This is a genomic window from Acinetobacter sp. ANC 4178, assembly GCF_004331175.1.
Taxonomy (GTDB): Bacteria; Pseudomonadota; Gammaproteobacteria; order Pseudomonadales; family Moraxellaceae; genus Acinetobacter.
On sequence record NZ_SJOD01000003.1, the window covers coordinates 358868 to 373408 of the forward strand.

Below are 14541 nucleotides of genomic sequence, written 5' to 3' on the forward strand. Positions count from 1 at the left end.
ATTATGACTCCGCGACTAAACCGTATTCTTTTGCCTGTTCCAAATTTACGCTAACAAGTTTTGATGTCCCGGGCTCTGGCATCGTTACTCCCAATAAGTCAGTTGCCATCGTCATTGCTAGCTTATTATGTGTAATGTAAATGAATTGTACTTGTTCAGAAAGCTCTTTTACCAAATTACAGAAACGACTAACGTTCGCGTCATCTAAAGGAGCATCCACTTCGTCTAGTACACAAAATGGTGCTGGATTTAAACGGAAGATGGCAAAAACCAATGCCAATGCAGTCAGGGCCTTCTCTCCCCCAGACAACAATGCCAAGGAACTATTGCGCTTACCCGGTGGGCGTGCCATGAGTTTGACCCCAGACTGCCAGTCATCTTCCAAACTTAAGCTTGCTTCACCACCTTCAAAGACTTTCGGGAATAATTCCTGCAACTCAGCATTGACCTGATCAAACGTGGTCATAAACAATTTACGTGTTTCTTGGTCAATACTTTTCATTGCAGCTTGCAGTTGTGCAACTGTTTTTTCTAGATCTTCAATTTGATGACTGAGTTCATCAAAACGCTTGGAGACTTCTTCATATTCTTCCGAAGCCGCCAGATTGACTGCCCCTAATTTGGCAAATTGCTGCTGAGCTTTTTCTAGTTTTGCTTGATGCGCAGGTAAATCAATTTCAAGACCTGTAATTAAGTCACTCCCCATGGCTTTTAACTGCTCAGAATAATGCTGAAAATCCGATTTGGCGGATTGCCATGACAATCGTTTTTCTTCCAGTTGCGTGCGTAACCGCTCATCTTGTTGCTGCTGTTGATGGCGCTGCTCAGTCACTTGCTGTTGCTTCTGTTGCACGCTGTTCAGTTCAAGTTGCCACGCATTCCACGTTTTTTGTAATTTTTCTGTTTGTTGAAATTGCTCGGCAAATTGCGATTCCAAACTTGGAAGCTCTAATTGAACTGGATCAACAAACTTTTTCGCCTGTTCCATCTGCTGACCAATTTGCAGATTTTGAGTTTTCAGGAAAGAGCTATCTTTTTCCAACAGTTCAATTTGTTGTTGGGTTTGGGTATTTTGACGGCGCAATACTTCTAACTCTTGCTGCGACTGTAAGCTGTGCTGCTGTGCCAACTCCAATTGCTCGGTCAATTCATCGAGCTGAAATTGCGTGGTTTTATAGTGGGGTAAAATCTGTTCCAGTTTTAAAGTCAATGCATGCAAATCAATTTCAAGATCATCCCTTTGCATGGCATCTTCTTCAAGCTGTTCATCCAACTGTTGCAACTGGTCACGCAATTGTTGTTGCTGAATGGCAAAAGCCTGCGCACTACTCTGTAACTTGGCAATACTCACATCCAACTGTTGTAAAGACTGTTGCTGTTGTTTCAGTAATACTTGCTGTTCTTTTAACTGCGTTTGAAGCTGCTCAATCTGTTGCTGCAAGCCAGGTAATTGCTGATCTGCCAGTTCATACTGTGCCTGTAAATTACTCAGCTCGATTTCAATACTTTCTAAACGAATCCGATGGCTCAGCGCACCTTGCCCTGCTTGACTGCTTTCATCATAAAGCAGACCAATCACCCAATCTGCCGCAACATGATAACCGTCCAAAGTTAAAATCGACTGACCTTGCTGAAGCTGAGATTGATAAGACAAAGCTTCACTTAGTGTCGTCGCAATAGCAACCTGATTCCACAATGAATGCTGTGCAGAGGCAATCCAATCGGCCAGACAGGGCAACTGAGCCAATGCCAGTTTACTGCTGCCTGTACTCATTTTGAGCTGACGCGCAATACTGTCTTGAAATTCAGTCTCCGCATCCAACACTTCCGCCGAAAGCCACTTGGCAAGGAATTTCTCGATCAACTGCGCATGCGGTTTACCGTGTTCAGTCAGCTTCAAGGTCTGCATCAATTGCACATTGGCATTATGAGATTCAGGACTTTGTTTGACCAAAAGTTGGGTCAAATTTTTCTGTTCAGACTGCAACACCTGCATTTCAGACTTTAATTGCAATACCTGACTTTTTTGCAGAGCAGCTTGTTCCTGTAATTGTTCTAACTGTAAACGCTGCTGCTGAATCAAGTGCTCGGACTGTTCAATCTGTATCTGAAGCAATTGTTTGTCTTGCTCCAATTGTTGAATATCTTCTGATTGCGTTTGATTTTGAATCTGGGCCGCTTGCTGTTGCAAAGTTTGCTTTTGTTGTTCGATGCGGACGATATTTTTGCTTAATTGCTCAGACTGCGCCAGCATTTGCATTTTCTGCTGTTGCTGCTTTTCCACCTGAGCTTTGACTTGTTCAAACTGCTGCTGCACTTGCTGCTGTTGCGCTTTTAAATCTTGATAAGATTGACTTTGCTGTTGGCTCAAAACATCTTGTTGCTGCAATTGTTCAGTTTGATCTTCCTGTTGTTGTAGCAAGCTTTCAAGCTGTAGTTCGATCAGTTGCAAACGCTCTTTGGTTTGTGCCTTTTGCTGTTCCAGTTGCGCCAAGGTTGCAGTATTTTGCTGAAAAAGCGACTGCTTTTGCTCTAAAGTGACTTTCAGTTCAGCCAGTTTTTTTTCAGCGTGTTGCCACTCATTTTGCAATGGTGTTGATTGTTGAATCAGACGCTGAAATAGCTCACTGGTCGAACTTAAATCATGCTCCAATGTGGTTAAATCCGAGCGTACCAATTTAAATTGATCACCCAGTTCATTCATTTGTACCGTATATTCCTGCTGCAAACGACTGCTTTGTTCGCATTGGAAAGACAACACTTCCACTTTAATGCTACGAATGGTTTTTTCTAATGCTTTATATTGAATCGCCGTTTCAGCTTGACGCTTTAAGGTTTTTAATTGCGACTTGAGCTCTTGGGCAATATCTTCTAAACGCGATAAATTCTGCGTAGTGTGATCCAAATGTAATAAAGTCTCACGGCGACGAGCCTGATAACGAGATACCCCTGCTGCTTCTTCAATAAACACCCGCATTTCTTCGGGTTTGGAATCCACCAAACGGTTAATCATACCTTGTTCAATAATGGCATACGAACGCGGGCCTAAACCTGTGCCCAAGAAAATATCGGTGATATCTCGGCGACGACATTTGGTGCCATTTAAGAAATATTCAGACTTACCATCTCGATTAACCTGACGGCGCACTGCTAATTCATTATAGGCATTATACGCACCGCCTAATTTGCCATAGGTATTTTCAAAACGGAGTTCGACACTGGCAACGCCCACAGGTTTACGCTTGGCTGTACCCGTAAAAATGACATCCTGCATACTACCGCCACGCAGTTGGCGTGCATTGGATTCACCCATGACCCAGCGAATGGCATCAATCACATTGGATTTACCACAGCCGTTCGGTCCCACCACCGCACTACGGTTGGCTTTGAATTGTAAAGTCGTGCTGTCGGCAAAAGATTTGAAGCCTGAAAGTTTTAAACTGCTTAAACGCATAATGTCCTGTTAACGTCGTGAACGACGCGCCCATGCTAATTCGATTTGTTTCATGCGTGTTAGAGATTCCAACACCAAGTTACGCAAGTGTCGACAAAAATCGTCCATAAATAAAGTGGCTTGTTGTGATTTTCGGATTAAAATTGCATCACTCACCAGTTTAAACAACTCAAACGACTCTTGTAACTCTCTACGCGAAGTATTTAAGGTTAAGAAATAACTACGGCGCATGGAAGGTAACAGCTCCTGATAGAAATTCATCAGATAGGGATTTGCCACCATATCTTGCTGTCGTGCCAAATACTGAAAAATTAAATCATAAAACTTTTCAGTATGCCCATGACGGCATTCTTCTTGAATTTGCTCCATCAAACGCTGGAATTGCTCTGCTTCATGCTGACGCCAAGTTTCCGCAATCCGTTGCACAATTTGCCCAGACAGCATGGCACAACTGTCAAATAATGCCCGCACCTGTTGTGCCGACATTTCAGAAACAATCGCACCGCGTCGCGGAAAAATCTGAATTAAATGCGTACGCTCTAACAGCAACAAAGCTTCACGCACAGAACCCCGACTGACATCCAGCTCTTTGGCAATTCTTAATTCCTGTATTCGCTCACCTTCGACCAATTCACCGCTAATGATCTGCTCACTAATATGCTTGGCAATTTGCTCCGAGAGGCTCTCTATTTCTTCTTGTTGCATACTTTTCCTATCTTGTTTTTATAAGATGCAATCCACAATACATCACATGACTCACGAAACAGTTTTAACTGATTTCAACCATTCCGCGCCATGTCATTGTCCGACAATATTATGTCTAAAAAGCCAATTAAAACAGTAAAAGTCATCACAAATCTTTAGAATAATTTTGAAAACCCTTGATAAACAAAATAAAGTCCCACAGTAGTTAATAATCCTGAAAAACATTTTTTGAGCATGGCCGGTGACAATTGATGTGCAACTTTCGCACCAAATTTAGCAGTAATAAAACTCATTAAACTAATGCCTAAAAATGCATAAATATGAATATAACCAATGCTATTGGGCACAGACACCTGCGCTTTGGCACCAAACCACATAAAGCCCAAGGCACCTGCCACAGCAATCGGTAGCCCACAAGCTGCCGACGTTGCCACAGCTTTTTGCATAACCACGCCATGACGATTCAGATAAGGTACGGTTAAGCTCCCACCACCAATCCCAAAAATGGCAGAGGCAATACCAATGCCACTCCCTGCCAGCATTTGTTTCACTGTCGAAGGAAGTTGTTTGGATGTATCCACCTGTACTTTGGCCCCTTTGAACATGCGATAGGCTACCCAAAGCGCAAAAAAGCCAATAATCAGTTGTAAGCCTTGCCCAGGAAGTAAATCTGCAATGCCTGCCCCTAAAAATGAGCCTAAAATTAAGCCAGGTGCCAAATTACGAAATACCGACCACAACACAGCCCCTTGCTTGTGATGTGCAGATACAGAGCTGAACGAGGTTACAATAATGGTCGCCAAAGACGTTCCCAAAGCCATGTGCATAATGACCGATGGATCATAATGCAGTTGGGTAAATACAATATAGAGAATTGGCACAATAATTAAACCGCCACCCACACCAAATAAACCTGCGGTAAATCCTGCGATTGCACCAATCAGTAAATATATGATTAACTCCATAAATATTTTCAACTTTGCTCAGATTCAAATGGATGTAGAAACTCGCCAACTACAACAACGACTTCAAGCAGCTCAACAACTTCCTGAAGTCCTGATGCTCAAACCCACCACCACATCAACCAACGACGATGTGCGTGAAATTGCACAAAAAGGTATACAAAGTGCATTGGTATGTAGCGCCCAACAAACGCAAGGCAGAGGTCAGAGACAACGACAATGGGTGTCACCCGAAGGAAACGTGTATTTAAGCACATTGCTAAATACTCGAACAGCAATAGATGGGCGTTTGGCTTTAGAAGTTGCCCTGAATATTCTACACATGCCTAGCCTAGAGCAGTTGAACTTACAAATTAAGTGGCCGAATGACCTGTATAGCGTACAAGGCAAATGGGGAGGAATTCTAATTGAACCCATCTCGCCTAAGCAGGTGATCGTTGGCGTTGGACTCAATCTTGCACCTGTTGCGGATGCAAGCATTGATCAACAAGTGACATCACTCACCGAATTGGGGCTACAAGCCACTTCACGTATTGATTTGATTGCTGAACTTTATCTGGCGATTCACCGTGCAGGAGAATGGTTTGATCACCAGAGCTATAATCTGGCTGCTCGCTTTAATCGCTATGCCGCTTTTCAGCAACAAGCCGTCGAGTTTGAACATAGTACAGGGATTTGTTCAGGCATCTTTGTGGGAATTCAAGATGATGGTGCGGTACTCCTAGATACCGAAACTGGTATTCAAAGTTTTTACCAAGGTCGTTTACGACTCAGTACAGCAACCGAATAGGATGATGGAATGAAAAGTTTATGGCTCGACATTGGTAATACTCGACTAAAATATTGGATTACTCAACACGACCAAGTTGTAGAACATGCGGCTGAGTTACATCTACAATCCCCTGCCGATTTACTGCTCGGGTTAATTCAGCATTTTCAAGGCTTAAACATTCAGCAAGTTGGTGTTTCCTCGGTATTAGATCAAGAAAATAACCAACGTATTCAGATGATTCTGAAGCGTTTAGCTGTACCTGTAATCTTTGCCAAAGTGCATACCGAATATGCAGGATTAAAATGTGGCTACGATGATCCTACGCAGTTAGGGATTGACCGCTGGTTACAAGTTTTAGCGGTTGCCAATAACGCGAATCAAAATTATTGTGTCATTAGTTGTGGCACTGCCCTGACCATTGATTTAGCAGATGGATTGCAACATTTAGGTGGCTATATTCTGCCGAATTTGTATTTGCAACGTGATTCCCTGATTCAAAATACCAAAGGCATTAAAATTCCAGATGCTGCCTTTGAAGAACTAAGCCCTGGTCGAAATACCATTGATGCGGTGCATCATGGCATTTTATTGGGCTTGCTGAGTACCATTGAGCGCGTCATGCAACATTCACCTCGACAGTTGGTACTCACAGGTGGTGATGCTGAATTGTTTGCCCAACATTTACAGCAATATCAGCCAATTGTTGAAGCAGATTTACTTTTAAAAGGTTTACAACATTATATTCATCATCAAACTGAAAGCATCAAAGGCTGAAGAATCTGCTGCAAGAGTGCAAATTCACTAAAACCATCCTGCTGGGTAAAGTGCCCTGCCTGTTTCACTTCCAGCAATTGCGCATTCATGAAATGTCCAAATTGCAGCGCAAGTGGAGGTGGAACAACGGAGTCGTTATTAGAAAATAATGCGATTCGATGTGCAATCTGACGGTGTAACACACGACTCTGCAAGGTTGCTTGTTGGATAAATGAATTAAGCTCAGGCTTATGTGGTGGCACAGATTTAAACCCTGCCACACAAATAAGCGCCTCAATTTTTTGATGGTTTAAATGCTGACTTAAATAATGCGCAACAGCTAAGCAACCCAAACTATGTGCAACAACAATACTGTGCTCATTCAGACCTGTCATTTGCATGTCTAATGCCTGCTGCCAAAGATCAAACTCTGGGGCGTCTGCATCGGGTAAAAAAACCAACTTCGCTACACCCTGCATGGCCTCGACCTGTTGTGCTAACCAAGCAAACCAGTGATCTTCTGGTGATGCATGCTCACCATGTACAATAAAAACGGTTTTGGAACGATTCGACATAACTGTGGTTCTTTTTATTCATTTTCAGTCAAATACTAATCACAACATTTATGGTTTTATATTTAAATTTTGTAGTTCATTCAGAAATCAAGGCATAAAAAATAGGCGTCTTAAGCACCTATTTTTTATATTGAAAGATCTTCAATTATTTCTTTGAATCATTGTTGCCAAAGAGTGGTCCCATACCACCACCGCCACCGAATTGCTTTTGCAAGCCACCCAATGAACGCATCATTTTCGCCATGCCTGATGGGTTCGCAAACTTCTTCATCATTTTCGCCATTTGCGCGTGTTGTTTGATGAGTTTATTCACTTCCACCACATCCATACCGCAACCTGCTGCAATACGTTTTTTACGGCTTGGGTTCATCAGGTCTGGGTTACGGCGTTCTTTAATGGTCATCGATTGAATAATCGCTTCCATTTTTTTCACTTGCTTTTCAGGGTTTGCTTGTGCAATCGCATCTTGAATCCCTGAACTGCTCATGCCAGGCAACTTGTCCAAGAAGCCCATCATGCCGCCCATTTTGTTCATTTGCTCAAATTGCATCAGCATGTCTTCAAAGTTGAAGCTGCCGCCTTTTTGCAATTTTTTCGCCATTTTTTCGGCTTTTTCTTTGTCGATTTTGCGTTCAACTTCTTCGACTAAAGAAAGGACGTCACCCATGCCCAAGATACGTTGTGCAACACGCTCAGGATGGAATGGCTCTAAGGCATCGAGCTTTTCGCCCATACCCAAGAATTTGATTGGCTTACCTGTAATGGCACGAACTGAAAGTGCTGCACCACCGCGCGCATCACCATCGGTCTTGGTCAGGATTACACCCGTTAAAGCTAAAGCATCATTAAAGGCTTTGGCTGTGTTTGCCGCATCCTGACCTGTCATGGCATCAACCACGAATAAGGTTTCAGTTGGCTTAATCGCAGCGTGTAGCTCTTTAATTTCGTCCATCATGTCATCATCGACATGTAAACGACCCGCGGTATCGACAATCAAGACATCCGCAAATTGGATCTTGGCTTGTTCGATCGCACGATTGGCAATATCAATTGGCTTTTCATCAGCACTTGATTCAAAGAAAATCGCACCAACTTCACCCGCAACCGTTTGCAACTGCTTAATTGCAGCAGGACGGTAAACATCGGCAGATACCATTGCCACTTTTTTCTTTTGACGTTCTTGTAAGAAACGCGCTAATTTTGCCGCAGTGGTGGTTTTACCCGCACCTTGCAAACCTGCAAGAAGCACAACCACTGGAGGTTTCGCTGCGAGGTCAAGGCTTTCATTCGCCTCGCCCATCATCTTGGTTAATTCGTTATAAACAATTTTAACGAAGGCTTGCCCAGGGGATAACTGTGTCATCACTTCCTGGCCTAATGCTTCTTCCTTAACTTTCGCGATGAATTCACGAGTTACAGGTAACGCAACATCGGCTTCAAGAAGTGCCATACGTACTTCACGTAACGTATCTTTAATATTATCTTCGGTTAGCTGCCCTGAGCCAGTAACATTTCTTAAACTCTGCGTGAGTCGTTCTGTTAAGGTATCAAACATTGCAAAATCCGCTTAAAATAGCCAGTAGCAAAAAAATCTTTCTTAAAATAGAAAATTTATGCATAAGATGCTATAGGATACTGTAGTTCGAGTCGAATTTATATAAATGAATATTCATCATCCTGAAAAAGGTTTGACATGATTAGTCTCCCCTTGGTTTATACCATTTTGGCTTTAATTGCCTATACCACCTCTTTTTGGTATTTATTCCTGCATTTAATGTCGAAACGTGAACCAAACCATTGGTTTATTGGCGTAATTTTGGGCTTGGGTCTACTGCTGCATGCAGGAGTGCTTTACCACGATATGATTACGCCGCTTGGGGTTAATTATGATGTTTTTGTACTCATGTCCTTTACCTCAGGCTTGATGCTGCTATTAAGCTTAATTTTTAGTACCTATCGCCCCATTCTGGCATTAAATTTAATTGGGATTCCTGTCGCGGCGACAGGGCTCATTTTAGGCTTTGCCTTTAGTAAGCCTAATCAATTTATTGAACAGCATTCGGTTAGCCTAGATATTCACATTATTCTGTCTTTATCGGCTTATGCCGTTTTACTGATGGCAACCATTCAAGCAGTGATTTTATGGTTCCAAAACCGTGAGCTAAAAAACAAACAAAAGAAGCGTATTTGGGTTAATTTGCTTCCCTCTTTTCAAGCGATGGAATCGTTATTGTTTGATTTAATTCAAACAGGCTTTATTTTACTGACCACAGCATTAGTGTTTGGTTTCTTCACCATTGAAGATTTCTTTGCTCAGCATTTAGCTCATAAAACTGCGTTCAGTATTATTTCATGGTTTGTCTATGGTTCCTTGTTGATTGGTCACTACAAATTTGGCTGGCGCGGGCAAAAAGCCATTCGCTTTACCCTCATTGGTTTCTTCCTTTTAGCTGTTGGCTTTATTGGTTCTAAGTTTGTATTGGAAATGATTTTAGGAAGATAAAGACATTTTTTCAGTTTGGCTGATTAAAAATGTAAAACATTCTTTATTAAGCGAATGAGGAACTTCAAAATTCAATAGAAAAGCCCAGCTTATATAAACTGGGCTTTTATCCAACCAGCAACCAATTGATTATAAATGATTTACTTAATAGATTTCATATAAAGCGTATTATGTTGATTTAACTTTTCTTAAAAGTATTAATAACAACTCTCTCCAATTCTTCTTTTGCACCATCCCTTAAAATATTTCCATGAGCAGCGACTAAACTTGTAAAATTTAAGCTCAATAGTTGGTTAAAATCATGCTCAAGACTATCTTTTTGTCTAGAAACTTTCTTCAGCCATGGACCACCTATAAATAATCCTAAGCGGAATCCCATTAATAACAAAATAATTTTGCTTAAAAAGCTTATATGTCTCCAATCATCCCAGTATTGAATACTATCTGTTGTAATTAACAACTGACTATCCTCAAGGAAAAGAGCAGCCTCAGGAAACTTTGCGGATTCAAAAATAAAGAATTTGCTGTTTAGGATAGGAGAATCGCTTGTTGTATTAATAACTTTATTAGGCTGCAATTCTGAGTAATTATCATGGTGCTCTTGACTCCAGAAATTAGCTTTATATGTATCAATATAAAATTGGTCATCTAAGCCATGAAAGTCGCCTAAACGAATAATATTTTTAACAATACCTAATTTATCCAAATGTTCTAAGTTGGTACTATCAAGACGAACAGCATTAATTAAGGTAAGTTCAGATCCATCTCGGACAATGACCATATTACGATTCATTTGTAATAGTGGTCCAATTTTTATACTTCCTCTCACTAAATAAATATTGGGAAAAATTTCAATCAAAGGGTCTTGTATTGTCGCTACTGCGTACTTATTCATAATTAATAGTTTTAAAGATCAATTGAATTTCTATACTATTCCAATTATATATTTTTGATTAATGTAAATTCCTTATAATTATAATTTGTATTTAACATAATGATCTTTATGGAGAATATATTTTATATTAATTAAAATATCAATTATTTTAAAATTTCATCATAGTTCAAAACGCACAAAAAACCGATTTTGAAACAAGTCGGCGTTTTATTCATCGAATTTTTCACTTTCAGCCAATAAAATCGATCTAAACAAATTCATATTGATTACTAAAAGTTGTGATGATTAAAATCATCACAACTTGTTAGTTGGAACTGTTCTAAGTTTTGGATAAGTACTTAATTTTTATTTATCCATTTCATTAAGAACCTGAATCATTTCTTTTGTAGGTTTTAAATGACCTAGTTGCCATTGTTCAGGTGGATGTTCATCAATCCGAATCCAAATATGCTCTCTAAAAGCAGCTCTTCCCTTACCTTCAATTTCCACAAATAAATCTGTTAAACGCTTAAAAAGCTCAGCTTTACTGTCTTTATCAAGTAAACCTTCTATTGTTTGTACATGAATGAATGGCATATTATTATCTCAATTAAGTCTAGGTCTATATTAAAGACCCAGATTAAGCGGAGTGCTCCTGAATGTCAAATCAAATATCTTTGAGTCACAAGTTTTCTTCCGAAGCCTGTGGAATTGTTAAAATTGCTGAAATTCTAAATGACAGATGGACCATTCTCTTATTAAGAGAAGCTTTTTATGGGGTGACTAAATTCAATGATTTCATGAAAAATACAGGGATATCCAAGCAAATCCTATCCAATCGATTAAAGCATCTTGTTGAATTAAATATATTACAGTTATCTTTATACAAAGAAATGGGAACAAGAGAACGTCAAGAATACTTGCTCACATCGAAGGGTAGAAGTTTAAATGTGGTATTACTTGCTATGTTAGAATCTGGTGGTCATTTTTTATCAGAAGAAGAGCCTGTCGTTAAAATTTTCCAAAAAGATCAAGATGTAGCGCTTAGATTGAAACTTGTTGATGAAAATAATCAAGTGGTTAGTATTAATGATGTGGAATTAAGAACTGTTTCTAATTCTAAAGACTAGTTTAGAAAAACTAATCAGACTTCTTTCATCAATCACTTTCTGCTTAACTCTAAATTTTGAGCAGCACGCATAAAGCTCAAGAACTTTCTTTAATGAAAAAGAGTTATACAGAAACACTGCTACCTTAAAAGGGTAATAAAACTATTAACATCCAATTAAAAAGTCTGTTTTTACCCTTCTGGAAATTGCTGATTCCTTATTCTTATTTAACATAATAGCGCTTATACAAAATAGATTTTTAAGATTATCTTAAGATCAGTATCTTATTCTTATACATACCCTCTGGAACGATCTCGTTCAACCGACTTAGAAATAAGTCGGTTTTTTTATGTGTAGTTTTGATACTTGTGTCCAATAAAGCTAATTACATCTCAACCCAATTAAAGCGTTTCCAGTATGTTCAACACAAAAATTATCCCTAATTTCAGAGGATAAAAGAAGACAGTTTTTATCCTAAGTTGTACGTATATGCTTACAACAATTCCCGCTCTTTGCGGCTGTACGACTTCAGGTGGATTTCTTATCATGGGGACATAGAGAACAGGAAGTTCCAAAGAACAAAAATAAGAAAGATCGCACAAGGACTGCAAGGTACGACAGGAGTTATACCAAGCGAACCGATACGAAAAAGCCCGACAGGATGTCGGGCTTTTTTATTAATACGTGCTTTTTGTAATGTGATATAAGTTTTCAATCATATCTGAAATTATGTCCTTATTTTTAACAAAAGAATTATCTTCAATATATTTTTTCACATCATGAAGCGTATTTTTCCCATATTCCAACAACTCAATTTGTTGATTAATAATTTCTATTTTTTTGTCAATGAGTTGATTAGAAATATTATTACAGGTTTCAGAAGGAGGTTTTTTCTCAAGTTCAATTAACTGTTTAATCTCTTCCAAACTAAATCCAATGGTTTTTAAACCAATAATTAACTTAACTTTTTGCTCATGTATCTCATGATAACTCCTATATCCATTTGCTAGTCTGTCAGGAATTAATATTTTACGCCTTTCATAAAAACGTAAAGTGTCTACTGAAAGACCATATTTTAGAGAAAATTGACGAATATTCACTCGACCACCACGATTCTTTTATCTAGGATATTTTAAAAGTATCTTTGTTCAATATATAACCTTCAATATATTGTTTGAAGGATTCATTCATTCTCTCAAAATTTAATTGCGTAGGTTGAATAATCAAATAATTAAAAATAGGCACAAGTAACCCATTAAAATCTTCTGCTTGAATTAGTTGAGTTGTATTAGCATCAATTTTAGTAAAAATAAACTGATGTCGACCATTAAACAACCCATTGATATAGAGTTTACCCTCCCATTCTAGATGATATTGATCAAGTTTTTTTACCTTTGGCTGCATTTGAAATTTCACATTTTTGTTTTCATCATATAAATCGACAATAATTTGTTGACCGATATATGTGGGAAATTGATCAAGGCCAAATAATGTATTCCACTCTGAGTAAGATGAAGTACATGTGAATAGTTGCCAAACGTAGTCTATTGGTTGATTTATAACGATCTTTGTTTCGATTCTTTTATGTCTAAAGATAAATAGAAAAAACAAAAATAATGCAATGATAGTAAAAACTATTTTCATAAAATAATGTCTTTATTACGCAATCAGACAATAATTCTAAGATTGGAGTCTACTCCAACATCAAGTAAAATTTTAAGCTAACAGCTAACTCTTAAAAGGTTTTTTCTTTAACATAAAATCACTGTGACAAAACTTAAATCGTCACCCTACCTCTAACGATAACCTTTCAAAGCCCCTCGCCTAGACAATCTGCACAAAAAAACGTATAACACCGTTTCTCAAATTTAACTGGTGACTCAAACCGTGAAACTCATCCTTGCACCCATGGAAGGCTTAACTGACCCGATTATGCGTGATGTCTTAACATCCGTCGGCAGCTTCGACTGGTGTGTAACCGAGTTTATTCGTGTCACCAACTCTGTTTTGCCTGATCATATTTTTCATCAGTTTTGCCCTGAATTACTCAACGATGGGAAAACAGCTTCCGGCACACCCGTACACGTGCAATTTTTAGGCAATGATCCTGAAATGCTGGCTGCCAATGCCATTCGTGCCGTTAAACTGGGTGCACCCGCTATCGACATGAACTTTGGTTGCCCTGCCAAAACGGTCAATCGTCATCGTGGTGGTTCGGTATTGTTAGATGAACCTGAAGTGGTACACGAGTTGGTCAAAGCTGTGCGTGATGCAGTCCCTTCGCATATTCCGGTATCAGCCAAAATGCGCTTGGGCTATATGGACCGCAACTTTATGCTGGAAAATGCCCACGCGATTGAAGATGCAGGTGCTGCTTGGGTAACTGTACATGCCCGTACCAAAGCAGATGGCTATACCCCACCCGCGTTTTGGGATCAGTTACAACCGATTCGTGAAGCCTTGAAAATTAATGTGATTGCCAATGGCGAAATCTGGACCAATGCTGATGCTAAACAATGTCGTTTAGAGTCGGGTTGTGAAGACCTCATGATTGGTCGTGGTGCGGTAACAACACCCGATTTAACTCAATGTATCCGCCAAAACTCAGACACAGCTTTATTGAGTTGGAATGATTTATTGGCTTTGCAAATTCGCTTTATTAATGGCCCAGCCAAAACTGAAATTGGTATGCTTGGACGTTACAAGCAATGGTTAGGCATGATGTCTAAACATTATCCTGAAGCGAAATTACTCTGGGATGAAGTAAAGCGTATTAAACAACTACATGAAATTATAGAAAAATTAGAAGCAACTTTGCTTTAAGTTTCAAATAA

Annotated in this window: 14 protein-coding genes; 5 read left to right on the plus strand and 9 right to left on the minus strand. The window is 39.4% G+C overall.

Annotated features, from left to right (window positions below; all coding sequences use genetic code 11):
* Position 1 precedes the first annotated feature (1 nt).
* The 3 genes from smc to E0H87_RS08705 all read right to left on the minus strand — a co-directional run bounded on the left by smc (position 2) and on the right by E0H87_RS08705 (position 5124).
* A complete protein-coding gene (gene smc, locus E0H87_RS08695; RefSeq protein ID WP_131323215.1) occupies positions 2-3454 on the minus strand; it encodes a chromosome segregation protein SMC in 3453 nt (1150 codons plus the stop codon).
* 9 nt (positions 3455-3463) lie between these two features.
* Entirely contained in the window at positions 3464-4159 is a 696-nt protein-coding gene (locus E0H87_RS08700; RefSeq protein ID WP_131323216.1) for a GntR family transcriptional regulator, read from the minus strand.
* A gap of 155 nt (positions 4160-4314) precedes the next feature.
* Positions 4315-5124 carry a sulfite exporter TauE/SafE family protein gene (locus E0H87_RS08705; RefSeq protein ID WP_131323217.1) on the minus strand — a complete coding sequence of 270 codons (810 nt, stop codon included), beginning with the start codon at positions 5122-5124 and terminating at the stop codon, positions 4315-4317.
* Positions 5125-5152: 28 nt separating this feature from the next.
* On the opposite strand from E0H87_RS08705, the gene E0H87_RS08710 reads away from it, so the two are divergent.
* Positions 5153-5911 carry a biotin--[acetyl-CoA-carboxylase] ligase gene (locus tag E0H87_RS08710; protein WP_131323327.1) on the plus strand — a complete coding sequence of 253 codons (759 nt, stop codon included), beginning with the start codon at positions 5153-5155 and terminating at the stop codon, positions 5909-5911.
* Between the two features lie 9 nt (positions 5912-5920).
* Positions 5921-6667: a pantothenate kinase gene (locus E0H87_RS08715; RefSeq protein ID WP_131323218.1), complete on the plus strand. Its 747-nt coding sequence runs from the start codon at positions 5921-5923 to the stop codon at positions 6665-6667.
* On the opposite strand, the gene E0H87_RS08720 is transcribed toward E0H87_RS08715, so the two are convergent.
* Both E0H87_RS08720 and ffh read right to left on the minus strand, forming a co-directional pair.
* Positions 6643-7221, minus strand: coding sequence for an RBBP9/YdeN family alpha/beta hydrolase (locus tag E0H87_RS08720; protein ID WP_131323219.1), 579 nt, complete (start codon positions 7219-7221; stop codon positions 6643-6645). The genes E0H87_RS08715 and E0H87_RS08720 overlap by 25 nt on opposite strands.
* A gap of 145 nt (positions 7222-7366) precedes the next feature.
* Positions 7367-8776 (minus strand): signal recognition particle protein, encoded by a 1410-nt coding sequence (ffh, locus tag E0H87_RS08725; RefSeq protein ID WP_131323220.1) that lies wholly within the window; start codon positions 8774-8776, stop codon positions 7367-7369.
* Between the two features lie 138 nt (positions 8777-8914).
* On the opposite strand from ffh, the gene E0H87_RS08730 reads away from it, so the two are divergent.
* On the plus strand, positions 8915-9724 hold the full coding sequence (locus E0H87_RS08730) for an inner membrane protein YpjD (protein ID WP_016165316.1): 810 nt from the start codon (positions 8915-8917) through the stop codon (positions 9722-9724).
* 178 nt (positions 9725-9902) lie between these two features.
* Here E0H87_RS08730 and E0H87_RS08735 read toward each other — a convergent pair whose 3' ends face one another.
* Positions 9903-10619, minus strand: coding sequence for a hypothetical protein (locus E0H87_RS08735; RefSeq protein WP_131323221.1), 717 nt, complete (start codon positions 10617-10619; stop codon positions 9903-9905).
* 345 nt (positions 10620-10964) lie between these two features.
* Positions 10965-11195 carry a tautomerase family protein gene (locus E0H87_RS08740; protein WP_016165318.1) on the minus strand — a complete coding sequence of 77 codons (231 nt, stop codon included), beginning with the start codon at positions 11193-11195 and terminating at the stop codon, positions 10965-10967.
* A 62-nt stretch (positions 11196-11257) separates the two neighbouring features.
* Between E0H87_RS08740 and E0H87_RS08745 the strand changes: the two genes are divergently transcribed.
* Complete coding sequence (locus tag E0H87_RS08745) at positions 11258-11728, plus strand: winged helix-turn-helix transcriptional regulator (RefSeq protein ID WP_131323222.1); 471 nt, start codon at positions 11258-11260, stop codon at positions 11726-11728.
* Between the two features lie 656 nt (positions 11729-12384).
* Here the strand turns inward: E0H87_RS08745 and E0H87_RS08750 are convergent.
* Both E0H87_RS08750 and E0H87_RS16175 read right to left on the minus strand, forming a co-directional pair.
* Positions 12385-12807 (minus strand): MerR family transcriptional regulator, encoded by a 423-nt coding sequence (locus E0H87_RS08750; RefSeq protein WP_131323223.1) that lies wholly within the window; start codon positions 12805-12807, stop codon positions 12385-12387.
* 22 nt (positions 12808-12829) lie between these two features.
* A complete protein-coding gene (locus E0H87_RS16175; RefSeq protein WP_227547337.1) occupies positions 12830-13351 on the minus strand; it encodes an SRPBCC domain-containing protein in 522 nt (173 codons plus the stop codon).
* 243 nt (positions 13352-13594) lie between these two features.
* Here E0H87_RS16175 and E0H87_RS08760 point away from each other — a divergent pair, with 243 nt between their 5' ends.
* Entirely contained in the window at positions 13595-14530 is a 936-nt protein-coding gene (locus tag E0H87_RS08760) for a tRNA dihydrouridine synthase (protein ID WP_131323224.1), read from the plus strand.
* The last annotated feature ends 11 nt before the right edge of the window (positions 14531-14541 follow it).

Coding starts and splice junctions, on each gene's coding strand:
- ffh (WP_131323220.1), bottom strand. CDS start 8,776: ATGTTTGATACCTTAACAGAACGACTCACGCAGAGTTTAAGAAATGTT.
- E0H87_RS08740 (WP_016165318.1), bottom strand. CDS start 11,195: ATGCCATTCATTCATGTACAAACAATAGAAGGTTTACTTGATAAAGAC.
- E0H87_RS08700 (WP_131323216.1), bottom strand. CDS start 4,159: ATGCAACAAGAAGAAATAGAGAGCCTCTCGGAGCAAATTGCCAAGCAT.
- E0H87_RS08705 (WP_131323217.1), bottom strand. CDS start 5,124: ATGGAGTTAATCATATATTTACTGATTGGTGCAATCGCAGGATTTACC.
- E0H87_RS08745 (WP_131323222.1), top strand. CDS start 11,258: ATGTCAAATCAAATATCTTTGAGTCACAAGTTTTCTTCCGAAGCCTGT.
- E0H87_RS08735 (WP_131323221.1), bottom strand. CDS start 10,619: ATGAATAAGTACGCAGTAGCGACAATACAAGACCCTTTGATTGAAATT.
- E0H87_RS08715 (WP_131323218.1), top strand. CDS start 5,921: ATGAAAAGTTTATGGCTCGACATTGGTAATACTCGACTAAAATATTGG.
- E0H87_RS16175 (WP_227547337.1), bottom strand. CDS start 13,351: ATGAAAATAGTTTTTACTATCATTGCATTATTTTTGTTTTTTCTATTT.
- smc (WP_131323215.1), bottom strand. CDS start 3,454: ATGCGTTTAAGCAGTTTAAAACTTTCAGGCTTCAAATCTTTTGCCGAC.
- E0H87_RS08730 (WP_016165316.1), top strand. CDS start 8,915: ATGATTAGTCTCCCCTTGGTTTATACCATTTTGGCTTTAATTGCCTAT.
- E0H87_RS08720 (WP_131323219.1), bottom strand. CDS start 7,221: ATGTCGAATCGTTCCAAAACCGTTTTTATTGTACATGGTGAGCATGCA.
- E0H87_RS08710 (WP_131323327.1), top strand. CDS start 5,153: ATGGATGTAGAAACTCGCCAACTACAACAACGACTTCAAGCAGCTCAA.